At 40.0% G+C, this 21,652-nt stretch carries 23 protein-coding genes and 3 pseudogenes; 9 read left to right on the forward strand and 17 right to left on the reverse strand.

What is annotated here, in order from left to right; genetic code table 11:
- Positions 1–30: 30 nt before the first annotated feature.
- From crcB (JJN14_RS06390) to JJN14_RS06405, 4 genes are all read right to left on the reverse strand, one after another.
- Positions 31–360, reverse strand: coding sequence for a fluoride efflux transporter CrcB (crcB, locus tag JJN14_RS06390; RefSeq protein WP_201058175.1), 330 nt, complete (start codon positions 358–360; stop codon positions 31–33).
- The gene (crcB, locus tag JJN14_RS06395; RefSeq protein ID WP_201058176.1) at positions 354–728 is read right to left on the reverse strand and encodes a fluoride efflux transporter CrcB; all 375 of its coding nucleotides are present in this window, start codon (positions 726–728) and stop codon (positions 354–356) included. Before crcB (JJN14_RS06395) ends, crcB (JJN14_RS06390) begins: the two co-directional genes overlap by 7 nt.
- Entirely contained in the window at positions 725–991 is a 267-nt protein-coding gene (locus JJN14_RS06400; protein ID WP_201058177.1) for a chorismate mutase, read from the reverse strand. Before JJN14_RS06400 ends, crcB (JJN14_RS06395) begins: the two co-directional genes overlap by 4 nt.
- 115 nt (positions 992–1,106) lie before the next feature.
- A complete protein-coding gene (locus tag JJN14_RS06405) occupies positions 1,107–1,550 on the reverse strand; it encodes a flavodoxin (protein WP_001162125.1) in 444 nt (147 codons plus the stop codon).
- Between the two features lie 103 nt (positions 1,551–1,653).
- On the opposite strand from JJN14_RS06405, the gene JJN14_RS06410 reads away from it, so the two are divergent.
- Positions 1,654–2,589, forward strand: a complete 936-nt coding sequence (locus tag JJN14_RS06410) for a DHH family phosphoesterase (protein WP_201058178.1) — start codon at positions 1,654–1,656, stop codon at positions 2,587–2,589.
- A gap of 95 nt (positions 2,590–2,684) precedes the next feature.
- Positions 2,685–2,927 carry a type B 50S ribosomal protein L31 gene (locus tag JJN14_RS06415; RefSeq protein ID WP_000710764.1) on the forward strand — a complete coding sequence of 81 codons (243 nt, stop codon included), beginning with the start codon at positions 2,685–2,687 and terminating at the stop codon, positions 2,925–2,927.
- A gap of 92 nt (positions 2,928–3,019) precedes the next feature.
- Here the strand turns inward: JJN14_RS06415 and JJN14_RS06420 are convergent.
- Both JJN14_RS06420 and JJN14_RS10350 read right to left on the reverse strand, forming a co-directional pair.
- A pseudogene (locus JJN14_RS06420) lies at positions 3,020–3,241 on the reverse strand (tyrosine-type recombinase/integrase); the annotation flags it as partial.
- Positions 3,216–3,491, reverse strand: a pseudogene (locus tag JJN14_RS10350) (transposase); the annotation flags it as partial. The pseudogenes JJN14_RS06420 and JJN14_RS10350, both read right to left, overlap by 26 nt.
- A 245-nt stretch (positions 3,492–3,736) precedes the next feature.
- Here JJN14_RS10350 and JJN14_RS06430 point away from each other — a divergent pair.
- Together JJN14_RS06430 and JJN14_RS06435 are read left to right on the forward strand one after the other, a co-directional pair.
- Positions 3,737–4,021 (forward strand): type II toxin-antitoxin system RelB/DinJ family antitoxin, encoded by a 285-nt coding sequence (locus JJN14_RS06430; RefSeq protein WP_049491505.1) that lies wholly within the window; start codon positions 3,737–3,739, stop codon positions 4,019–4,021.
- On the forward strand, positions 4,011–4,364 hold the full coding sequence (locus tag JJN14_RS06435; protein WP_201058180.1) for a type II toxin-antitoxin system RelE/ParE family toxin: 354 nt from the start codon (positions 4,011–4,013) through the stop codon (positions 4,362–4,364). The genes JJN14_RS06430 and JJN14_RS06435 overlap by 11 nt, the downstream gene beginning before the upstream one ends.
- Positions 4,365–5,103: 739 nt before the next feature.
- Here JJN14_RS06435 and JJN14_RS10305 read toward each other — a convergent pair.
- The 6 genes and pseudogenes from JJN14_RS10305 to pyrR form a co-directional block, all read right to left on the reverse strand.
- Positions 5,104–6,311, reverse strand: a pseudogene (locus JJN14_RS10305) (Nramp family divalent metal transporter).
- Between the two features lie 128 nt (positions 6,312–6,439).
- On the reverse strand, positions 6,440–9,616 hold the full coding sequence (gene carB, locus JJN14_RS06445; RefSeq protein WP_201058181.1) for a carbamoyl-phosphate synthase large subunit: 3,177 nt from the start codon (positions 9,614–9,616) through the stop codon (positions 6,440–6,442).
- Positions 9,617–9,812: 196 nt separating this feature from the next.
- Positions 9,813–10,376, reverse strand: a complete 564-nt coding sequence (locus tag JJN14_RS06450; RefSeq protein WP_201058182.1) for a hypothetical protein — start codon at positions 10,374–10,376, stop codon at positions 9,813–9,815.
- 4 nt (positions 10,377–10,380) lie between these two features.
- Positions 10,381–11,466 (reverse strand): carbamoyl phosphate synthase small subunit, encoded by a 1,086-nt coding sequence (locus tag JJN14_RS06455; protein WP_201058183.1) that lies wholly within the window; start codon positions 11,464–11,466, stop codon positions 10,381–10,383.
- Positions 11,467–11,515: 49 nt separating this feature from the next.
- The gene (locus tag JJN14_RS06460) at positions 11,516–12,439 is read right to left on the reverse strand and encodes an aspartate carbamoyltransferase catalytic subunit (RefSeq protein ID WP_004260121.1); all 924 of its coding nucleotides are present in this window, start codon (positions 12,437–12,439) and stop codon (positions 11,516–11,518) included.
- 18 nt (positions 12,440–12,457) lie between these two features.
- Positions 12,458–12,979, reverse strand: coding sequence for a bifunctional pyr operon transcriptional regulator/uracil phosphoribosyltransferase PyrR (gene pyrR, locus JJN14_RS06465; protein ID WP_000850023.1), 522 nt, complete (start codon positions 12,977–12,979; stop codon positions 12,458–12,460).
- Between the two features lie 46 nt (positions 12,980–13,025).
- On the opposite strand from pyrR, the gene JJN14_RS10205 reads away from it, so the two are divergent.
- Positions 13,026–13,160 carry a hypothetical protein gene (locus tag JJN14_RS10205; RefSeq protein ID WP_265342527.1) on the forward strand — a complete coding sequence of 45 codons (135 nt, stop codon included), beginning with the start codon at positions 13,026–13,028 and terminating at the stop codon, positions 13,158–13,160.
- Between the two features lie 29 nt (positions 13,161–13,189).
- Here JJN14_RS10205 and nth read toward each other — a convergent pair whose 3' ends face one another.
- Together nth and JJN14_RS06475 are read right to left on the reverse strand one after the other, a co-directional pair.
- Positions 13,190–13,819: an endonuclease III gene (gene nth, locus JJN14_RS06470; RefSeq protein ID WP_061714266.1), complete on the reverse strand. Its 630-nt coding sequence runs from the start codon at positions 13,817–13,819 to the stop codon at positions 13,190–13,192.
- The gene (locus JJN14_RS06475) at positions 13,819–14,361 is read right to left on the reverse strand and encodes a YceD family protein (RefSeq protein ID WP_201058184.1); all 543 of its coding nucleotides are present in this window, start codon (positions 14,359–14,361) and stop codon (positions 13,819–13,821) included. Before JJN14_RS06475 ends, nth begins: the two co-directional genes overlap by 1 nt.
- Positions 14,362–14,530: 169 nt before the next feature.
- On the opposite strand from JJN14_RS06475, the gene JJN14_RS06480 reads away from it, so the two are divergent.
- Positions 14,531–14,860, forward strand: a complete 330-nt coding sequence (locus JJN14_RS06480) for a helicase BlpT (RefSeq protein WP_084927338.1) — start codon at positions 14,531–14,533, stop codon at positions 14,858–14,860.
- Positions 14,861–15,190: 330 nt separating this feature from the next.
- Entirely contained in the window at positions 15,191–16,750 is a 1,560-nt protein-coding gene (locus JJN14_RS06485) for an ATP-binding cassette domain-containing protein (RefSeq protein WP_201058185.1), read from the forward strand.
- A 150-nt stretch (positions 16,751–16,900) separates the two neighbouring features.
- Here the strand turns inward: JJN14_RS06485 and htpX are convergent, their stop codons facing one another.
- Together htpX and JJN14_RS06495 are read right to left on the reverse strand one after the other, a co-directional pair.
- Positions 16,901–17,800 carry a zinc metalloprotease HtpX gene (htpX, locus tag JJN14_RS06490; RefSeq protein WP_033687100.1) on the reverse strand — a complete coding sequence of 300 codons (900 nt, stop codon included), beginning with the start codon at positions 17,798–17,800 and terminating at the stop codon, positions 16,901–16,903.
- Between the two features lies 1 nt (position 17,801).
- The gene (locus JJN14_RS06495) at positions 17,802–18,362 is read right to left on the reverse strand and encodes a LemA family protein (protein ID WP_000219844.1); all 561 of its coding nucleotides are present in this window, start codon (positions 18,360–18,362) and stop codon (positions 17,802–17,804) included.
- Between the two features lie 93 nt (positions 18,363–18,455).
- Here JJN14_RS06495 and rsmG point away from each other — a divergent pair, with 93 nt between their 5' ends.
- Together rsmG and JJN14_RS06505 are read left to right on the forward strand one after the other, a co-directional pair.
- The gene (rsmG, locus tag JJN14_RS06500) at positions 18,456–19,169 is read left to right on the forward strand and encodes a 16S rRNA (guanine(527)-N(7))-methyltransferase RsmG (protein WP_125851892.1); all 714 of its coding nucleotides are present in this window, start codon (positions 18,456–18,458) and stop codon (positions 19,167–19,169) included.
- Between the two features lie 301 nt (positions 19,170–19,470).
- Entirely contained in the window at positions 19,471–20,754 is a 1,284-nt protein-coding gene (locus tag JJN14_RS06505) for a uracil-xanthine permease family protein (protein ID WP_004239507.1), read from the forward strand.
- A gap of 52 nt (positions 20,755–20,806) precedes the next feature.
- Here the strand turns inward: JJN14_RS06505 and JJN14_RS06510 are convergent, their stop codons facing one another.
- Entirely contained in the window at positions 20,807–21,565 is a 759-nt protein-coding gene (locus JJN14_RS06510; RefSeq protein WP_201058186.1) for a CPBP family intramembrane glutamic endopeptidase, read from the reverse strand.
- Positions 21,566–21,652: the final 87 nt, after the last annotated feature.

Below are 21,652 nucleotides of genomic sequence, written 5' to 3' on the forward strand. Positions count from 1 at the left end.
TACCAAATTTCCATAAAAAAGTAAAGAAATTTATAGCAGAATTCCTAAAAAAATCGCAACCAAACCACCTAGATAGGTCAAAGCTAAATAAGAATAAAATACCTTCTTATCACTTAACAATCTTTGGAGTTCATCATTCAAGGTCGAAAAAGTTGTCAAACCTCCACAAAATCCAGTTGCTAGCATAGCATAGACTTCCTTAGATTCCACATGATTGTAGAATAATCCAATTAAAAAACAACCCAAAAGATTGGCTATTAGCGTTCCGAGTGGCAATTTAGAAGCTTGATTATAGCGGGAAAAGAAATAGCGCACTAAAGCTCCGAAACCACAAGCAATTGCAAGATAGACGATTACCATTTCTTCCTCCCTAAATAGCAAGCTAAAAGCAGTCCTCCACCGATGCTCAAAAGCAAATACAGGACTAAACTAAGATAACGCCCTGTATCAAGCAGTTTCACAACATCAAGCATTAGACTAGAAAAGGTTGTTAAACCTCCGCAAAAACCTGTACCCAGTGCTAAAATAACGCCTTTACTAGTTCCCTTATAGACTAAATAGCCCTTAACAAGATAAACCAAGCAAAAAATACCCAGATAATTGACAAGAAGGGTCCCCCAAGGGAAATCTGGACTGGCTGGTAACCAAGTGGAAACTAGATAGCGCACAAGTCCGCCCAACATAGCAGCTAGAAAAATTCCTAGCGGAAAAAATTGTTCTTTTTTCATTTGATATTTTGATCCTGATAATCACGCGAACGTTTGAGTATGTCAGAAAAAGTCGCGACAATAGTTTCCTGATAGCGCTTATCCTCTACACGACTTCTAACCTTTTCAAAAATAACCTCTTCTCTCTTAGTATCTAAAATCGGTTTCCCTGAAGCCTTCTTATAGGCAACTACCCCCTCAACCAAATGCATTCGCTCTTCTAACAGTTTGACGATTTGATCGTCGATTTGATCAATTTCTTGACGAATAACATCTAAATCCATACAGTCTCCTCCTTTATTTGAATTATTGTACCAAAAAGCCACCAAATAGGCTAGTAAAATCCCAACTCACGATAAGAAAAATGCACTGATTGATTGCATCAGCGCACGTTTATGCTTATCCTACTTTAGCAGCCAATTCTTCTGCGAATTGTTCCAAGCGTTCAATGTCTTCTTCCTCAGCAGAGAGATCAACTTTAACACACTCTGAACCTTTTTCTGCTCCTGTCGCTACAAAAACGCGATCAAAGTCATCAACAGCCTTACAGAATTCATCGTAGAAGGTATCTCCTGAGCCGACCACTCCGTAGATTTTGCCATTCAAGTTGAGGTCTGCTAGGTCTTCGTAGAAGTCCATCATCTCATCTGGCAATTCTCCATCACCGTAAGTATAGGTCGCAACGATAGCGATATCTGCTTCCAGGAAGTCAGAAGCGTCAACAGTTGTACATTCATCAACATCGACATCCAAGCCCAAGTCACGTAATTTGTCTGCTACAATATCTGCAATTTCTTCGGTATTACCGGTCATACTGGCAAATACAATTTTTGCTAATGCCATATCGTCCTCCTCAATTTATCTTTCTCCATTATATCACATCTTTTTCATTTTAAAAATAAAAATTCTTGTGCTACAATGAAATGAGAAAGAATTGAGGTTATTTATGGAAATTTGCCATCAAATTTTTAAAAAAATCAAAGAATACGACACGATTATCATTCATCGTCATATGAAACCAGACCCTGATGCCTTGGGAAGTCAGGTGGGATTGAAAGCTCTTCTCAAACATCATTTCCCAGAAAAAACTATCAAAGCAGTTGGTTTTGATGAACCAACTCTTACTTGGATGGCTGAGATGGATTTTGTTGAAGATAGTGCCTACCAGAGCGCACTTGTCATCGTCTGTGATACAGCTAATACTGCTCGTATCGATGATAAGCGCTATAGTCAAGGTGATTTTCTCATTAAGATTGACCACCATCCAAATGATGATGTATATGGTGACCTATCTTGGGTGGATACTAGTTCAAGTAGCGCTAGTGAGATGATTACCCTATTTGCCCAAACAACCCAACTTGCCTTGTCAGATCGCGCTGCTGAGTTGCTCTTTGCAGGAATTGTCGGTGATACAGGTCGCTTCCTTTATCCTTCTACGACTGCACGGACTCTTCGCCTGGCCGCTTATTTGAGAGAACATAACTTTGACTTTGCGTCTCTCACTCGCAAAATGGACACTATGAGCTACAAAATTGCTAAACTTCAAGGCTACATCTACGACCATCTGGAAGTGGATGAAAATGGTGCTGCTCGCGTTATCCTGAGTCAGGAAATCTTAAAACGATTCAATGTTACCGATGCTGAAACTGCGGCTATTGTAGGAGCTCCTGGACGTATTGACAGTGTAAGTCTCTGGGGAATTTTTGTAGAACAGGCTGATGGTCACTACCGTGTTCGCTTACGTAGTAAAATCCATCCTATCAATGAAATTGCCAAGGAACATGATGGTGGAGGCCACCCTCTAGCAAGCGGTGCTAATTCCTATAGCCTAGAAGAAAACGAAATCATCTACCAAAAGTTAAAAAACTTGCTTAAAAACTGATAAAATACTTGCCAAACTTTTTAGAATCTGATAGACTAGTATGGTAACAATCTATGGCTCGCAAAGAGACCATGGCAGAAAGGAAATATTGCAAAATGAAAAAAGATATCCATCCAGAATATCGCCCAGTTGTCTTCATGGACACAACTACTGGTTACCAATTCCTTAGCGGTTCAACAAAACGCTCTAACGAAACAGTTGAGTTCGAAGGTGAAACTTACCCATTGATCCGTGTGGAAATTTCATCAGACTCACACCCATTCTACACTGGACGTCAAAAGTTCACTCAAGCAGATGGACGCGTGGATCGTTTCAACAAAAAATACGGTCTCAAATAATCAACCGCATTTATTGCTTAAAAACGTTGATACAAAGCCAATTCCAAGAAGTTGGAATTGGCTTTTTTTGTTTTTGGTACCGTCTTGGAAAACTAACCTTTTGCACTATCCAGGTAATCTACAAATTTTGTGATAGCTTTCTTCTCTCCTGCTACTGTAGAATGGCTATAAGTATCCAAGGTCATCTGACTACTTGCATGCCCTAACCTTTTGGCTGCATTGACAGGGTCAACCCCTACTTCAATCATCAAGGTAGCATGAGTATGTCTGAAACCATGAGGTGTTATCTTCTTCAAGCCATGTTTCCTGATAATGGCTATTGATAGTGCGGTAGCTGACAACCAACTCTCCTGTTAGGTACTGCATAGCGAGATTTTCAAGCATCATTTTTTCAATTTTTCGTCCAGAGATAATCCCTTGTGAACAGGCAAATAGAAGAGCAGATACAAGCATTTTAGAGTGATAAGACGGGCGACTAAAGGCATGATAGAAGGCATGGAAGTGGCTATCTTCCAAGGTATTTACCACTTTTTCAATAGTAAAGACGAGATGGTCTTGTGGCAAGAAAGAACGGATTTCTAGTGGTAAAGTTGTTTGATTTGTGTTATAGTGAATATGCATGAGATAGCCTTTCTAAATGGTTTATTGGGCAATTCTATTTTACCAAGACTATCGCAACCATGCAAAAAAGCAACGGCAAATCCGTTGCTTTTTTGAAGATAAGAGACTATTGTCCCAGCCTCTTTTTCTTGATTAAAATCTATATCTAGTATATAATCAATCTATAACGTATAGATTGGAGATATATCATGGCTATAACATTATCAAAACAATACAATTTTAAACTGAATGAAGCTACTATGGAACAAGCTCGAAATATTATCAAGGAAAAGGGAATGACAATGACAGATGCTATTTCTTTATTTGTGGAGCAAATAGTCCTGGAGCAAGATTTGCCTATTAAGACGGCCGAAGATTTACATAGAGAACAGTTGATTGAGGAATTACAAGCCCAATCTGAACGAGCCTTGAGAGAATACGAGGCAGGAGAAGGCACTTCCCTAGACAATATGAGGGTACGCTATGGCTTATAAAGTGATTGCTTCAAAAGAGGTCGAGGAAGCTATCGACAATATACACGACTATATAGCTACGGTACTTCTATCACCTCAATCTGCCAAAAATACTGTGGCTAAAATTTTAGACAGCTTAAAAATTTTAGAAATTTTTCCTGAAGCAGGTTTTGACGCTGATGAGAAAATCGGAATAAAAATTAACAGCAAGTATCCAACACGAGGAAAAATTATTGACCAATATGTTTTGCTTTACTTCATCGATCAAAAACGAAACACTGTTTTTTTATCTCACCTATTCCACACTAAAAGTGACTATGTCACTTTGCTACAAAAAGACAATAAAAAAAGCTCAACTGATTGAGACAACTTTCATTATTTTATAAGCTCCGAAACCTTAATTTTTGGTACCTTTTTGGTCCCGTCTTGGTTTAACAATACGGTATATATAATATTTTACAGCTATATCCCCTTTAGAAACGTTGATTTAATAAGGATTTAAACACTATAGAGTATATCTTTGTAAAATTGGAATAAATCAATCAAGGAGAAGTCAAATATCACAAACACCTAAGTTAATAAAAATTATTGTTGACATTCTCTCTTATTTATCCTAAACTATGGATAAGGATAGGATGATGTCGGGTGACTGGTAACAGTTTGCTCAAAGGTACTTGTTTTAGGTACAGGTTAGGTACTGCCTTCAGCTTTAGGCTGTAAAGAACCCGCTCCACCACTGGTCCTATTCGTTTTACTCTTGGATTATATTCAAGAGTTTTTTCTTGTCAAAAAAAATCTCAAACACCTGAGACATCTTTCTTAATTTTATAAGCTCCGAAACCTTAATTTTTGGTACCCTTTTGGTACCGTCTTGGTTTAACAATACGCTATATATATAATATTTTACAGCTACTTTCCCTTTAGAAACGTTGATTTAATAAAGATTTAAACATTACAGTGTATACCTTTGTAAAATACGGTCTCAAATAATGATAAAAAAGAACAGTTTCAACTGTTCTTTTTTTATTCTTTTTATAAACCAATCACTACTACTTTCTATTTGGCAACCGTCACGCTGACACTATAATTGATTTCAAACGGGGTTAAAAAATATCGAAAAGAAGCTTGATATTGAGAATAGTCAAGATGATTGAAACTACGTAGCCTAGGATTGTGTTCCACTTGGCATTGGTAAATTCTCCCATCACTGACTTCTTAGAAGTCAGATAAATTAAGGGAAAAATTGAGAATGGAAGAGCGATTGAAAGAAAGACCTGTGAATAGACCAATAACTGATCTAAGGTCTTTTCTTGATGCCCAAACAAGACAGCAACTATCATCACAGGTAGCAAGGCAAAAATACGTGTACCGATACGGATAAGCCACTGAGGTAATTTCAGATGCAAGAAACCTTCCATGACAATCTGTCCTGTCAAAGTTCCTGTAATGGTCGAATTTTGACCACTTGCTAAGAGAGCCAGAGCAAACAAAGTTGACAAAGTTGAGCTTGCTATCGCTCCTGCTATTGTCGAATCCTGTAAAGCATTGTACATTTGGGAGAATGCCGAAATTTCAGATGCATGACCAAAAAAGAGGGAGGCACCCAAAATGAGCAACAAGGAATTGACAATAAAGGCTAGGGACAACTGAAGATTTGAATCCCAGGTCATAAAGCGCACTGCTTTTCGGACGTCCTTCTTATCTTTGTGATTGATTTTCCTTGTTTGCGATAGGGATGAATGAAGATAGAGGTTATGGGGCTGACTGTCGCTCCTACACTCCCTAAAGCCAAGGTCAATTGGCTTTCATGACCTGGCAATGGTGTCTCAAATAATGTTGGAGTCGGTAAATAGCCACCAAAAATTCCCTGAACACTTGGATTGGATAAAGCAACCAGATAAGAAAAAATACCTAATATAGTTAAGATAAGAGTCGTAACAATGGCTTCAATTTTTTTGAAACCAAATTTCATCAACAACAACAAAAGAAATACATCCAAAACAGTTAAGAGGATAGCGACCATAATCGGTATTTTAAACAAAAGATTTAAGGCAATCGCTGAACCTAAAACTTCAGCCAAGTTTGTCGCCATTAAAGCCAATTCTAAAATCACCCACAGACTATAGCGGAGCCATTTGGGAGCATGATGTGCAGTTGCCTGTGCTAGGTCCATCTTAGTTACGATACCGAGCTTTCCAGCCATCTGTTGCAGCTGCATGGCAATGATAGATGAAATCAAAATAACAAATAAGAGACTATACTTGTAAGAAGCGCTACCAACTACACTGGTAATCCAGTTCCCAGGATCCATATAACCAACTTATATCACAATTTAGAATGATTCTTAAGGAAAGAATGATGGTTCAAATAAGTAACATCAGTATTGTAAAAGCCAGCGATTTCTGACGCTGGCTTTAAAACTATGAAAAATTTTCTAAACTAGATTGCTTCTGTGACAAAACTACGGCTTTCAAGTACCTTAAGCATTGCATCAGCTGTATCTAGGGCTGTAAAGAGGGGAACTCCGTGTTCAATGGCTGAACGGCGAATCTGCTCTCCATCTTCGTCAGCAGTTCGTTTTGTTCCTACTGTGTTAATGATAGCTTGAATTCTTCCTTTACGAACAAAACTTGGGATATCTTTATCGTCATCACCAATCTTACCAACAGGTTGGGCTTGCAATCCATGACTGGCAAAGAAGGCTGCTGTCCCTTCTGTCGCGAGGATTCCATAGCCAATATTTTGGAAACGACGAGCCAAGTCCAAAGCTTCTTCTTTGGCATCATCAGCGATAGTAAATACAACGTTACCAAAAGTTGGCAAGTGGAGGTAAGAAGCTTCAAAGGCTTTATAGAGAGCTTTTTCCAAAGTAGTATCAGAACCCATAACTTCACCTGTTGACTTCATTTCAGGACCGAGCAAGCTGTCTACCTTAGCTAGTTTGGTAAAGGAGAAGACAGGTGCCTTGATATGAACGCGAGTACTTTCAGGGTAAAGACCATCTTGGTAGCCCAGTTCTTCAAGGTTTTGACCAAGAATGAGCTTGGTCGCAACCTGAGCCATAGGAATATTGGTTACCTTAGAAAGGAATGGAACCGTACGGCTGGCACGTGGATTGACCTCAATAACATAGACTTTTTCATCCTTGATAACAAACTGGATGTTCATCATTCCAAGACAGTTAAGACCAATTGCTAGGCGTTTAGTATAGTCTGCGATTGTTTCTTGCACCTTTTGCGACAAGGTTTGTGGTGGGTAAACGGCCATCGAATCACCTGAGTGGACACCGGCACGTTCGATATGCTCCATGATACCAGGAATAAGGACATTTTCCCCATCTGAAATGGCATCAACTTCGCACTCTTGCCCAACGATGTAAGAGTCGACAAGAACTGGGTGGTCTGGACTAGCCTTAACAGCAGTTCGCATGTAAGAACGAAGATCTTCTTCGTTTTCAACGATTTCCATAGCACGACCACCCAAGACATAAGATGGGCGAACGAGGACTGGAAAACCAATCTTGCGAGCTGCAAGCACTGCTTCTTCTTCATTGGTAGCCGTTTGTCCTGGTGGCTGTGGAATATCCAAATCTTTAAGAGCTTGCTCAAAGAGGTCACGGTCTTCAGCACGGTCTAGGTCAGCAACCTGTGTACCAAGGATGGTCACACCTGCTTTTGCCAATGGCTCCGCAAGGTTGATGGCTGTTTGACCACCGAACTGAACGATAACACCTTTTGGTTGCTCCAAGTCAATGACATTCATAACATCTTCGAAAGTCAATGGCTCAAAGTAAAGCTTATCTGATACAGAGAAGTCTGTAGAAACGGTCTCTGGGTTTGAGTTCATGATGATGGCTTCGTAGCCAGCAGCCTGGATAGCCTTAACCGAGTGAACAGTTGCGTAGTCAAACTCAACCCCTTGACCGATACGGATTGGACCAGAACCCAGAACTAGAACGGATTCCTTATCAGACTTGATAGACTCATTTTCCCAACCATAGGTTGAATAGAAGTATGGTGTTTCAGAGTCAAACTCTGCCGCACAGGTATCAACCATCTTGTAGACTGGGACAATCTTGTTTTCCAAACGAAGTTGACGAACTTGGTCAGCTGTTGTTTCCCAGAGTTCAGCAATCTTACGGTCTGAGAAGCCATTCAGTTTGGCAGTTTTCAAAATGTCTAAATCTTGTGGATGTGCTCCCAGTTCTTGCTCGATTTCAAAGATATGTAAGAGTTTATCAAGATAGAAGATATCAATCTTAGTCAATTCAGCAATTTCTTCTGGTGTATAACCACGACGAATAGCTTCAGATACATAGAAGAGACGGTCATCTTGAGCTTTCACAACCTTTTCAATCAAGGCATCATCTGAAACACTAGCAAGTTCTGGAATTTCATTGTGGTGCACCCCAATTTCAAGGGAACGACAGGCCTTAAGGAGAGATTCTTCGATGTTTCGACCGATTGCCATGACTTCTCCAGTGGCCTTCATCTGTGTCCCAAGACGGCGCTCACCCTTTTCAAACTTGTCAAATGGGAAACGTGGAATCTTGGCAACCACGTAGTCAAGGGCTGGTTCAAACATGGCATAGGTTGAACCTGTAACTGGGTTGATCACCTCATCCAAGGTCAAACCGACGGCAATCTTGGCAGCCAATTTGGCAATTGGGTAACCTGTCGCCTTAGAAGCAAGGGCTGAAGAACGCGACACACGAGGGTTTACTTCGATGACATAGTACTTGAAGCTGTAGGGATCAAGGGCCAACTGAACGTTACATCCACCTTCAATCTTAAGGGCACGAATGATGCTCAAACTCGCGTCACGTAGCATTTGGTTTTCATAGTCTGACATGGTTTGCGCAGGGGCAAATACAATGGAATCCCCTGTGTGAATCCCAACTGGATCAAAGTTTTCCATGTTACAAACAACCAAAGCATTATCAGCCGAGTCACGCATGACTTCGTATTCGATTTCCTTGAAACCGGCAATAGAACGCTCAATCAAACATTGGGTAACAGGTGACAATTTCAAACCATTTTCAGCGATTTCACGCAATTCTTCCTCATTGGCACACATACCACCACCAGTACCACCTAGGGTAAAGGCTGGACGGACGATTACTGGGTAGCCAATAGTTACAGCAAAGGAAACTGCTTCTTCAACAGTGTTAACAATTTCAGATTCAGGGATTGGTTGGTTGAGCTCTTCCATCAATTGTTTAAAGAGGTCACGGTCCTCCGCTTGGTCAATGGCAGATAATTTAGTCCCCAAAAGTTCTACTCCAAGCTCATCAAGAATACCATTTTTAGACAATTCCATGGCCATATTGAGGCCTGTCTGACCACCGAGCGTTGGTAGCAAGGCATCTGGACGTTCCTTACGAAGAATACGTGTCACAAACTCAAGTGTAATCGGTTCAATATAAACCTTGTCAGCAATTTCCTTGTCCGTCATGATGGTGGCAGGGTTTGAGTTAACCAAGACAACCTCATAACCTTCCTCTTTCAACGACAAGCAAGCCTGGGTCCCAGCATAGTCAAACTCAGCAGCCTGACCAATAATAATCGGACCAGAACCAATCACCATAATTTTTTGAATATCAGTACGTTTAGGCATAGTTTATGATACAAAGCCCGTAAAGAACACAGTAAAAATAGGAAACTCGGTGCAGACGCCTTCAGCGTCAAGACGATGTTTATCTTTTTCACACAGTTCTTAGGCTGTGTTCACTTCCGCGAACAATGTATCTTCTCCTTTCTATTCGGCAACTCTCGGGTTGACATTAAATAAATAAATTTATTTAGAAATTTTATCAGTTAATTAACTTAAGTATGAACTTTTCGAAATCCTCTGTTGTTGTTGTTTTAATAACTTGGTTTCCTGTCCTTAAAGTAATAGCAAACAAATGGGAACCAATTACTTTTTCCTTTAAAAATTTCTCTGTCAAATTCCAATAATGAACTGAAGTTTCATACTTTGGTACTACCTCACTAAACGTAATGTAACCAAAGCTAAAATCCTTATTTAACCTTCTAACCTCATTAACAGCTTTTGCAATACTATCCGTATTTTTTACAGGATCATATAACCCATTAACTTTACATTCTATTATTGCTTTTACATCTTCATAATTATATGCAAAATTATTACAAAGAGAATTTTCTTTTAAAATTAATAAATCATACTCATACTTGCTACCTACCACAAAGGCATTGATTTCTGATACTTTTAAAGGTAGATTATTTTTCTTTATGATATTAGAAACTTCACTTTTTACTAATTCATTAGCAACTTTTCCTTTATATTTTAAGTAGCCTTCATATTCGTCAGATTTTTCTTCAAAAATTTCCTGAAATTTATTAAATAAATTATTCATTGCCTCAATAACCTTTCAGTTCTTTAAAAGCTTCCATCATCTCGATAAACTCGTCAAATAGGTAGCTAGCGTCGTGTGGACCAGGGGCTGCATCTGGATGGTATTGAACAGAGAAAGCAGGTTGATATCTGTGGCGCACACCTTCCACTGACTTGTCATTGATTTCTTCGTGGGTGATAATCAAGTGCTCTGGCAAATCCTCACGGCTAACTGCATAGCCATGGTTTTGACTTGTAAAATCCACACGTCCAGTAGCAATTTCGCGTACCGCATGGTTAAATCCACGGTGACCAAATTTCATCTTGTAAGTCTTAGCACCATTTGCCATTGCAAAGAGTTGGTGCCCCATACAGATACCAAAGATTGGAATTTTTCCTTGTACACCGCGAATCATATCGAGTGCTTGTGGAACGTCTTCTGGGTTACCTGGACCATTTGACAACATAACTCCGTCAGGATTGAGATGGAGAATTTCTTCTGCCGTTGTCGAATAAGGAACAACCGTCACGTTACAGTTTCGCTTAGAAAGTTCACGTAAGATTGAGTGCTTGAGACCAAAGTCAACTAGCACCACGCTCAAACCAACTCCTGGAGCTGGATATGAAGTTTTAGTAGAAACCTGCTTGATATTGTCTGTCGGCAAGACTGTCGCTTGGAGCTGATCCGTCACATGGTCCATGCTGTCCCCAACATGGGTCAGGGTTGCACGCATAGTACCATGCTTACGAATAATCTTGGTAAGGGCACGCGTATCAATCCCTGAAATACCAGGAATTTTCTTAGCTTTCAAAAATTCATCCAGCGTCATTTGATTGCGCCAGTTACTTGCTCGCCGCGCCTCTTCGAAAACGACAACTCCCTTACAAGTTGGAATGATGGATTCGTAATCATCACGATTAATGCCATAATTTCCTACCAAAGGATAAGTAAAGGTCAAGATTTGTCCATTATAAGACTGGTCTGTAATGGATTCTTGGTAGCCAGTCATCCCTGTATTAAAAACGATTTCGCCTGTTACATCAATATCTGCTCCGAAGGCCTTTCCTTCAAAAACTGTGCCATCTTCTAATACTAGAAGTCTTTTTGTCATATTTTCACCTCTCGTGGACGCTCACTGGCGTCTTTTAACGTCTTGTGTTTTAGTTGGCGTTTCTACTCGCCAGTACGGATTCTAAGATTGCCATTCGAACAAAGACACCATTGGTCATTTGTTGGACAATCCGTGATTTTGGTGCTTCAACCAAGTGATCTGCGATTTCTACATCACGATTAACTGGAGCTGGGTGCATAAGGATTGCTGTTTCTTTCAAACGGTCATAACGTTCTTGAGTCAAACCATGTTGGGCATGGTAGTCTTCTTTTGAAAAGACAGCTCCACTATCATGGCGTTCATGTTGCACACGGAGAAACATCATAACATCCACCTGATCAATGATTTCATCAATAGTTACAAACTGTCCATAGTCTGCAAACTCTTGACTTCTCCATTCCTCAGGTCCAGCAAAGTAAAGTTCAGCTCCCAAGCGTTTCAAAATCTGCATATTGGATTTAGCAACGCGTGAGTGGTCCAAGTCACCTGCAATAGCAACCTTAAGACCCTCAAAGTGACCAAATTCCTCATAAATAGTCATCAAATCAAGCAAGCTCTGGCTAGGGTGTTGGCCCGAACCATCTCCACCATTGATGATGGAAGTCGTAATCGTTGGACTTGCAATTAACTCTCTGTAGTAGTCAACCTCTGGGTGGCGAATCACACAGACATCCACTCCTAAAGCAGACAGAGTCAAAATGGTATCATAAAGTGTCTCACCCTTATTGACTGAACTAGTCTTCACATCAAAGTCAAGTCGCTCCAATCCCAGTTTAATCTCTGCCACTTCAAAGGACTTATGTGTCCGTGTAGAATCCTCAAAGAAAAGATTGGAGACAATTGGATGGTCTTCATAGGGAAGCTGAGCTCCGTTTTTAAACTCAATTCCTCGCTTGATCAATTTCATCACTTGATCGACAGTGAGGTCTTCCATGGACACCACATGGTTCAATGCTTGTTGATTTTCTGACATGGCTACTCCTTTAGCTTTCTAAGCTTCTTCAGTAATCAGAACTCTATCTTGGCCATCAAGTTCTGCCATCTCTACGATGATTTCTTCAGAACGACTGGTTGGGATATTTTTCCCAACGTAATCTGGACGGATTGGCAATTCTCTATGTCCACGATCGACTAAAACTGCTAAACTCACGCGCGCAGGACGGCCATGACCGACAATATTATCAATAGCGGCGCGGATGGTACGACCTGTATAAAGCACATCATCCACCAAGATAACTTCACGGTCTGTCACATCAACAGAAACCAAAGAAGTATCTTCTCCACTTTTAACATCGTCACGGAAAGGTTTTGTATCCAATTCCACAACAGGAACTGAAAGATTTTCTAACTGCTCCAAACGTTCTTGGATACGGTGGGCGATAAAGACACCACGAGTTTTAATACCAGCCAAGACGATTTTATTCAAATCTTTGTTACGTTCGATAATCTCATAAGTAATACGCGTAATCGCTCGTTTGACGGTCAATTCGTCTACAACTTCTTTTGTCTTCATGACAAACCTCCAAAAAGAAAAGTCTCCTTAAACAAGGAGACTTGAAATGTATAGCCAAGCGAGCCCTACTGCAAACAGTATAGACTTCACCCTTCTACTTTATCGTGCTCCTTGCCTGCCTCACGGGACAGGTTTAAAGGAATATTTAGTTATCAATTACTATAGCACAAAGCATGCTTAAAATCAAGTAAAAACTTTCGATGTTCCAGCTTACAAATTGCTAAAATCATATAATTGTGGGTACTGGTCACACTCTGGATTTTTAGGGTGACATATAGCCCGTCCAAAGTAAATCATGGCTTGATGGGCTGCCAACCACTGCTCCGGTGGCAAGATATCCATGACCCGCTTTTCCACCTCAAGCGGTGTCGCTGATTTTTTAACAATATCATGGTGTTTGCAAATACGCTCCACATGAGTATCCACTGCAAAGGCTGGGATTCCAAAGCCCACACTCATAACTACGTTGGCTGTCTTGCGACCAACTCCTGCTAGACTTTCTAATTCCTCTCGAGTCTGAGGCACTTGACCGTCAAAATCGTCTAATAACTGTTGAGCACATTTTTTAAGGAATTTAGCCTTATTCCGATACAATCCCAAACGAGAAATGTGTGAAGCAATCTCATTCTCTGTCGCCACAGACATGGCTTGGGGCGTTGGAAAGGCAGCAAATAGGCCTGGCGTAGCCTTATTTACTGCAGCATCCGTCGTCTGGGCTGACAACATGACCGCAACCAAGAGTTCAAAATGATTGGTAAAATCAAGACTGGGCTTGGCATCTGGAAAAAGAGCAATGATTTCTTCTAGCACTTTTCGTGCTCGTTTTTTTGACAAGACCATTATTCGTCTCCATCAAATAGTCCTTGTAGGCCAGCAAAAGGACTGTTTTCTTCTTTCTTAACTGCTTGTTGAGCTTGGTATTCTTCCTCAGTCATGATTTGCCAATCATTTCCTGAAACAAATCCTTGACCCGCTTCTTCTTCAGCCGTCAAGACCTTGATAGGAATGTTTAGTAGGATATTGTCTGACACGCTCTCAGCAAGATTAAGTTCTCCATTTTCGATAGGCAGGACCAAATCATCATCTAAAACTTCTTGATCTAGCAGATTAGTTGCCCCTTCCATGAAAACTTCCGTTACTGGATAAGATTCAACTAACTCAACTGGCTCCATACTGCGACTTGAAGCAAGAACAATGGTATAAGATAATTGATAATCTAAGAAATACATACGATCTTCGTATTGAACCTTCCCAACTGCAAGGATATCTTTTACATCTAAAATTTCTTGATTACGTGCACGCAGTTCTGCGGCTAGGTCTAACGTTTGTTCAAAATGCAAGCCTTCAGACTGCTTACGAATTTCTTGAATATTTAATTTCATACTTCCTCCATAAAGATTTACTCTCTTGATTATACCATGAAAAGCCTACAAATCAGCACAGCAAACTTTATAATTAAAATTCGATTTTTTTAACATATTTACTATGACATTTTTGTTTTTTAGTGCTATACTATAGGCAATAATACATCAGAGCAAGGAGGATGCTAACATGGAAGACAAAGAACTCATTACTAATGCAACCCAACTCCTATCCGAGTTAAAAAAAAGTTTCCAAAGCTGCAAACAGGGTACGGCAGATGATATTCGACTGCAAGAGCTACTAAATACTACTCTGCAAGAGCTCAAAAAAGCGGAAAAGTTGGACAACAGTATCTTAATAGATCTTGAGAAATTTTACCAACGTACCAGTCTTCTGATTGGTCTTGGTAGCCTAAAACTAAACGATCAAGCACGCTGCGCTTGGCGAAACTACGACAAATTCCATTACGAGCATATCAAACACGTACTAACTCTTTATGGACCTGTTTTCGGATTTTAGAGATTAGAATTGTCAGTTTTCTGTTGACAAAATATCCTGAAAGGTATAGGATAGAGGTACTAATACTCGGAGGTAAGGGAGACATGAACAACTAAGTCTATCGAATAAAGAACTTTATTTAGTAGATCTTGTTTTTGTCTCTTTTTGTGTGCTCTTTTTGTACTAGATTTTCTAGTACTTTATCATCTATGAAAATCAAAAAACTAGAAAGCTATGCTCCTCTTGGGTTGGGTTAGGCAACTCCAAGCTAGTTTGACGAGTTTTTCAACGAAGATAATAGAGTTTTGACAGTGACTTTGGGCTCTACTAGATAAAGTAGAGCTTTTTGTTATGCACTATCGACATTCTAGAAAGGGCAACAATATGATAAAAATCAATCATCTAACTATCACTCAAAACAAAGATCTACGAGATCTTGTATCTGACCTAACCATGACTATCCAAGACGGGGAAAAGGTTGCTATTATTGGTGAAGAAGGAAATGGGAAGTCAACTTTGCTGCGAGCTTTAATGGGGGAAGCTTTGCCTGATTTCACTATCAGGGGAGACATTCAATCTGATTATCAATCAATAGCCTACATTCCTCAAAAACTCCCCGAGGAGCTGAAAAAGAGAAGTCTACACGACTACTTATTTTTAGATTCTATTGATTTAGACTACAGTATCCTTTATCGCTTAGCTGAAGAGTTGCATTTTGATAGTGATCGCTTTGCTAGTGACCAAGAGATTGGCAGTCTATCAGGGGGCGAAGCTTTGAAAATTCAGCTCATCCATGAGTTAGCCAAACCCTTTGAGATTCTATTTTTAGATGAACCTTCAAATGACCTGGACCTTGAAACAGTTGATTGGCTAAAAGGTCAGATTCGCAAGATTAGGCAAACTGTTATTTTCATTTCCCATGATGAAGACTTTCTTTCTGAAACGGCAGACACTATTGTCCACTTGCGACTGGTCAAGCACCGTAAAGAAGCGGAAACGCTAGTAGAGCATTTAGACTATGATCGCTATAGTGAGCAGAGAAAGGCTAATTTTGCCAGACAAAGCCAGCAAGCTGCTAACGACCAAAGAGCCTACGATAAAACTATGGAAAAACATCGACGAGTCAAGCAAAATGTAGAAACTGCGCTTCGAGCTACTAAAGATAGTACTGCCGGTCGCCTATTGGCTAAAAAGATGAAAACTGTCCTCTCACAAGAAAAACGCTACGAAAGGGCAGCTCAGTCCATGACCCAAAAGCCACTTGAAGAGGAACAAATCCAACTTTTCTTTTCAGACATCCAACCATTACCGGCATCTAAAGTCTTAATCCAACTGGAAAAAGAAAATTTGTCCATTGGCGACCGAGTTCTGGTGCAAGAACTACAATTAACTATCCGTGGCCAAGAAAAAATCGGTATTATCGGCCCAAATGGTGTTGGAAAATCAACTCTGTTAGCAAAGTTACAGCAACTTCTTAATGATAAAAGAGAGATTTCGCTTGGTTTTATGCCACAAGATTACCATAAAAAACTGCAATTGGATTTATCCCCAATCGTCTACCTCAGCAAAACTGGGGAAAAAGAGGAACTGCAGAAAATCCAATCTCACTTAGCAAGTCTCAATTTCAGTTATCCAGAAATGCAACATCAAATTCGCTCCTTATCTGGCGGGCAACAGGGAAAACTCCTGCTTTTGGATTTAGTCCTGCGCAAACCAAACTTTCTCCTGCTGGATGAACCCACACGAAACTTTTCTCCAACTTCTCAACCTGAAATCAGAAAACTCTTTGCAACCTATCCAGGCGGTCTCATCACTGTTTCGCATGACAGGCGTTTCTTAAAAGAGGTCTGTTCGACTATCTATCGCTTGACAGAACACGGTTTGGAGATAGTTAATTTAGACGATTTATAAATTTGCAACATAGCAGATAGGTGGGGCAAAAACACAATTTTAGGAGAAGAGAAAGTAAATCTTCCCATAATAAAACGCATAATATCAAGTTTTTGCACACCTGATATTATGCGTTTTTAAGATTTTAAAGACTTTTTCCCAGCCTTCATTTTACATATGTTTTAAACGTTCAATCCGTTCTGAGATAGGTGGGTGGGTATAAAAGAGTTTTTGGAACCCTCCCCCTTTCTTGGGATCATTGATATAAAGTGCACTGCTGGCATCATCTACAGGACGACTCATCGGTTTACTATTATCCAACTTACGTAGAGCATTGATCATTCCTTGAGGATTGCGAGTCAACTCGACGCTGGAAGCATCAGCTAGGAATTCCCTCTGACGAGAAATGGCTAGTTGCACCAAGGTTGCGGCGAGAGGTGCCAGCACAATAGCTAGTAGGGAAACCACTAGCATAATGATTTCAAGACCATTTCCATCTCTATCATCGTCACTTCGTCTGCGACCTGCTCCACCCCACCACATCATACGACCTGCCATACTAGAAAGCATGGTGATAGCACTAGCAAGGGCAACAGCAATAGTCGAAATGCGGATATCGTAATTACGAATATGACTGACTTCATGTCCCATAACAGCTTCTAGTTCTTCACGATTCATGATAGCTAGGAGACCTGACGTCGCAGCAACCGCCGCATTTTGGGGGTTAGAACCTGTCGCAAAGGCATTTAAGGCTGGATCATCAATGATGAAAACACGTGGCATAGGAATCTGAGCCACCATAGCCATATCTTCTACTACATGGTAGAGGTCTGGTGCCGTTTGTTCATCCACCTCACGCGCTCCATTCATGGACATGACAATCTCTGTGGATTGAAAAATCATGGACAAGGCATAGATAAAGCCGATAATCAGCGCGATAACCAAGCCACCAAGCCCAGACCGCATAAAGAGGTAACCAACCGCATAGCCAACAAGAGCTAAGAGTAGGAAAAATACCAGCAACAAAATCCACGTTTTTCGTTTATTGCTTGCAATTTGATCAAACAACATCTTAGTCACCTAAACCGCTAAAATCAACCTTAGGAACTGCCTTTTCCTCTTCTGGTGTTTGAAGGAAATCTGCTGCTTTAAATCCAAACATTCCAGCAATAATATTGCTTGGGAAAGTTTCTAATTTTACATTGTAGTTGCTGACAACACTGTTGTAGAGTTGACGAGAGTAAGAAATTTTATTTTCTGTATTTGTCAACTCCTCTTGCAATTTAACAAAGTTTGCACTAGCTTTCAAATCTGGATAGCTTTCTGCAACTGCAAAAATACCTGAAACTTGACGAGTGAGGGCATCACTAGCTTTCATAGCTTCTGCTGGTGAAGTCGCTGCAGCAACTTGATTGCGAAGTTCTGCCACCTTTTCAAGGGTAGAACCTTCATATTTAGCATAACCTTTTACAGTCTCAATCAAGTTTGGCAAGAGATCATTTCGACGTTTCAACTGAACATCAATCTGACTCCAAGTCTCCTTTGTTTGCATACGATTCTTAACCAAACCGTTATAGCTAACAATCACAAAAATCACAATAAGAGCTAAAACTCCAAGAATAATCCAAGTCATTATATAAGTCCTTTCTGCTTTTAGATTAGTACCAGTATATCAAATTTTTAATGATTGTGGTAAAATAAGATGATACTAAAGAAGGAAAAAACTATGAAACCAGAAACATTTTACAACTTGCTTGCCGAGCAAAATCTTTCACTTTCTGACCAGCAAAAAAAACAATTTGAACGTTATTTTGAACTCTTGGTCGAGTGGAATGAAAAAATCAATCTAACAGCTATTACAGACAAGGATGAAGTTTATCTCAAACATTTTTACGATTCGATTGCACCCATTCTTCAAGGTTTGATTCCCAATGAAACTATCAAACTTCTTGATATTGGAGCCGGGGCAGGATTTCCTAGTCTACCTATGAAAATCCTCTATCCTCAGCTAGATGTGACCATCATTGATTCTCTCAACAAGCGCATCAACTTCCTCCAACTGTTGGCTCAAGAACTGGATTTGAACGGAGTTCATTTCTATCATGGACGTGCAGAAGACTTTGCCCAAGACAAGAACTTCCGTGCTCAATATGATTTTGTAACAGCTCGTGCGGTTGCCCGTATGCAGGTCCTATCTGAATTGACCATTCCTTACCTTAAAGTCGGTGGCAAACTATTGGCACTCAAGGCCAGTAATGCGCCTGAGGAGTTGTTAGAAGCCAAAAATGCCCTCAACCTTCTCTTCAGTAAGGTCGAAGACAATCTCAGCTACGCCCTACCAAATGGAGATCCGCGTTACATCACAGTGGTAGAAAAGAAAAAAGAAACACCAAATAAATATCCACGTAAGGCTGGCATGCCAAATAAACGCCCGCTCTAAATTTTTTACTAAAAATGATTTACAAAGTCAGCCTCGCTCTTTTATTTTTAGGCTCGGGAAAAAATGATTTACAAAATCAACCTCGCTCTCTTATTTTCGGGCTCGGGAAAAAATGATTTACAAAATCATTTTTTTCTGCTATACTATCCTAAGCAAAGGTTTTTAATGTCATCCCGTGAGGTGACGAAGACGCAGAAATATTTAAAACTCTTTAAAGTCTAGATTTTAGAGAAGTCTTACTCTGAGGGCCTATTGCTGTAAAATAATGGGCTCTTTTTTGATGCCCAAAAGTGAGGTTTATATGAAACAAGAATCAACTGTTGATTTGTTACTAGACGTTGACCAACGTCCTTCGGCTGGAAAAGGAATTCTCCTTAGTTTCCAACACGTTTTCGCCATGTTTGGTGCGACCATCTTGGTACCATTGATTTTGGGAATGCCTGTATCTGTTGCCCTTTTTGCTTCAGGTGTTGGAACACTCATCTACATGATCGCAACTGGTTTTAGAGTTCCAGTTTATCTAGGATCATCATTCGCCTTTATCACAGCTATGTCCCTAGCTATGAAGGAACTAGGAGGGGATGTATCAGCTGCACAAACAGGGGTTATCCTTACAGGTTTTATCTATGTCCTTGTGGCTGCAAGTGTTCGTTTTGCGGGTACAAAATGGATTGATAAACTCTTGCCACCAATCATCATCGGACCTATGATTATCGTTATCGGTCTTGGACTTGCAGGTTCAGCTGTTACCAATGCTGGTCTTGTAGCTGATGGAAACTGGAAAAATGCTCTTGTAGCAGTTGTTACATTCTTGATTGCTGCCTTTATCAATACAAAAGGAAAAGGATTCCTACGAATCATTCCATTCCTCTTTGCCATTATCGGTGGTTACCTCTTCGCACTAACTCTTGGTTTGGTTGACTTTACACCAGTTCTTAAAGCCAACTGGTTCGAAATTCCTGGTTTCTACTTGCCATTTAGCACAGGTGGTGCCTTTAAAGAATACAATCTTTACTTTGGTCCAGAAACCATCGCCATCTTGCCAATCGCTATTGTAACAATTTCTGAACATATCGGAGACCATACTGTTTTGGGTCAAATCTGTGGCCGTCAATTCTTGAAAGAACCAGGTCTTCACCGTACTCTTCTTGGTGACGGTATCGCAACTTCTGTTTCTGCCTTCCTTGGTGGACCAGCAAATACAACTTACGGAGAAAATACAGGGGTTATCGGTATGACTCGTATCGCTTCTGTCTCAGTTATCCGTAACGCTGCCTTTATCGCGATTGCCCTTAGCTTCCTTGGTAAATTCACTGCCTTGATTTCAACCATTCCAAACGCTGTACTTGGTGGTATGTCAATCCTTCTCTATGGAGTTATCGCCAGCAACGGTTTGAAAGTCTTGATCAAAGAACGTGTTGATTTCGCTCAAATGCGTAACCTAATCATCGCAAGTGCTATGTTGGTACTTGGACTTGGAGGAGCTATCCTTAAACTTGGTCCAGTTACCCTTTCAGGTACTGCCCTATCAGCCATGACAGGAATCATCTTGAACTTAATCTTGCCATACGAAAATAAAGACTAAATGTCTTGACACAAAAAGTCCGCTCAGACAACTGAGTGGACTTTTCTAATTTTCAAGTCCCCCAAGCAACCAATAGATAGATCAGGCTAGAACCAAACATATCTGCTAAAGCATGCATGAGAAAGAATGGAAGGAGATTTTTAATTTTATATTTGTATAAGAAATAATAGAATAAGCCATAAACTACACCGATTACCAAAGCCCATACTAATCCTTGATAGGTGTGGAAGGAAATACGAATAATCGTAGAATAAAGCAAAACCAACCACTTGTATTTTTCCTTCACTGAAGTTAACAAACCTAGAAAGAAAAACTCTTCATAAAATCCATTTAGCAAGGCATAGGCAATCGCTATCGGGCTGAGAGCTAAGAACTTCCCTATTATTTGCGTGAAATCTATATAGGCAAAAAGGTCTGGATTAAAGTAATTATATTTACCAGTGAGAGTTGTAACCAAGTCTCCAAACAATCCCACTAAAGCAAATATAAATGGAACCCAAAAGATAATGGACCAATTCCAGTGAATAGGAAGCTGTTTAAAATCATAATTTCGAATCAAAAGATAGAGTAAGGTCACAGCCAGTAATATAGTTTGCAGGGTAAAATTACTAAAATAAGCAGCACCTTCGCTTGCAGCCTGTCTAACTGTCCCTTCTGTACTTGATGCACCCGTTGGAAACGTATTTGCTAAAAATAGCTCGGTTGAACGAATTATAAACTGACCAAACATTATGATCGTAATAATCACAATGTCAAACCATCTCAAGTATTTTAGAGGTTTAGATGGATGTATTTTTTTTAAAATATTCATATCTTCTCCAGGTATTCTATACTCATATAAATATTTTAAGAAAAAAGGCTTAAACTTTTATAAAATTTCATTAATTCATTTAGATTC

This window comes from Streptococcus mitis (genome assembly GCF_016658865.1).
GTDB classification, from domain to species: domain Bacteria; phylum Bacillota; class Bacilli; order Lactobacillales; family Streptococcaceae; genus Streptococcus; species Streptococcus mitis_BT.

Coding starts and splice junctions, on each gene's coding strand:
- crcB (WP_201058175.1), bottom strand. CDS start 360: ATGGTAATCGTCTATCTTGCAATTGCTTGTGGTTTCGGAGCTTTAGTG.
- crcB (WP_201058176.1), bottom strand. CDS start 728: ATGAAAAAAGAACAATTTTTTCCGCTAGGAATTTTTCTAGCTGCTATG.
- JJN14_RS06400 (WP_201058177.1), bottom strand. CDS start 991: ATGGATTTAGATGTTATTCGTCAAGAAATTGATCAAATCGACGATCAA.
- JJN14_RS06405 (WP_001162125.1), bottom strand. CDS start 1,550: ATGGCATTAGCAAAAATTGTATTTGCCAGTATGACCGGTAATACCGAA.
- JJN14_RS06410 (WP_201058178.1), top strand. CDS start 1,654: ATGGAAATTTGCCATCAAATTTTTAAAAAAATCAAAGAATACGACACG.
- JJN14_RS06415 (WP_000710764.1), top strand. CDS start 2,685: ATGAAAAAAGATATCCATCCAGAATATCGCCCAGTTGTCTTCATGGAC.
- JJN14_RS06430 (WP_049491505.1), top strand. CDS start 3,737: ATGGCTATAACATTATCAAAACAATACAATTTTAAACTGAATGAAGCT.
- JJN14_RS06435 (WP_201058180.1), top strand. CDS start 4,011: ATGGCTTATAAAGTGATTGCTTCAAAAGAGGTCGAGGAAGCTATCGAC.
- carB (WP_201058181.1), bottom strand. CDS start 9,616: ATGCCTAAACGTACTGATATTCAAAAAATTATGGTGATTGGTTCTGGT.
- JJN14_RS06450 (WP_201058182.1), bottom strand. CDS start 10,376: ATGAATAATTTATTTAATAAATTTCAGGAAATTTTTGAAGAAAAATCT.
- JJN14_RS06455 (WP_201058183.1), bottom strand. CDS start 11,466: ATGACAAAAAGACTTCTAGTATTAGAAGATGGCACAGTTTTTGAAGGA.
- JJN14_RS06460 (WP_004260121.1), bottom strand. CDS start 12,439: ATGTCAGAAAATCAACAAGCATTGAACCATGTGGTGTCCATGGAAGAC.
- pyrR (WP_000850023.1), bottom strand. CDS start 12,979: ATGAAGACAAAAGAAGTTGTAGACGAATTGACCGTCAAACGAGCGATT.
- JJN14_RS10205 (WP_265342527.1), top strand. CDS start 13,026: ATGTATAGCCAAGCGAGCCCTACTGCAAACAGTATAGACTTCACCCTT.
- nth (WP_061714266.1), bottom strand. CDS start 13,819: ATGGTCTTGTCAAAAAAACGAGCACGAAAAGTGCTAGAAGAAATCATT.
- JJN14_RS06475 (WP_201058184.1), bottom strand. CDS start 14,361: ATGAAATTAAATATTCAAGAAATTCGTAAGCAGTCTGAAGGCTTGCAT.
- JJN14_RS06480 (WP_084927338.1), top strand. CDS start 14,531: ATGGAAGACAAAGAACTCATTACTAATGCAACCCAACTCCTATCCGAG.
- JJN14_RS06485 (WP_201058185.1), top strand. CDS start 15,191: ATGCACTATCGACATTCTAGAAAGGGCAACAATATGATAAAAATCAAT.
- htpX (WP_033687100.1), bottom strand. CDS start 17,800: ATGTTGTTTGATCAAATTGCAAGCAATAAACGAAAAACGTGGATTTTG.
- JJN14_RS06495 (WP_000219844.1), bottom strand. CDS start 18,362: ATGACTTGGATTATTCTTGGAGTTTTAGCTCTTATTGTGATTTTTGTG.
- rsmG (WP_125851892.1), top strand. CDS start 18,456: ATGAAACCAGAAACATTTTACAACTTGCTTGCCGAGCAAAATCTTTCA.
- JJN14_RS06505 (WP_004239507.1), top strand. CDS start 19,471: ATGAAACAAGAATCAACTGTTGATTTGTTACTAGACGTTGACCAACGT.
- JJN14_RS06510 (WP_201058186.1), bottom strand. CDS start 21,565: ATGAATATTTTAAAAAAAATACATCCATCTAAACCTCTAAAATACTTG.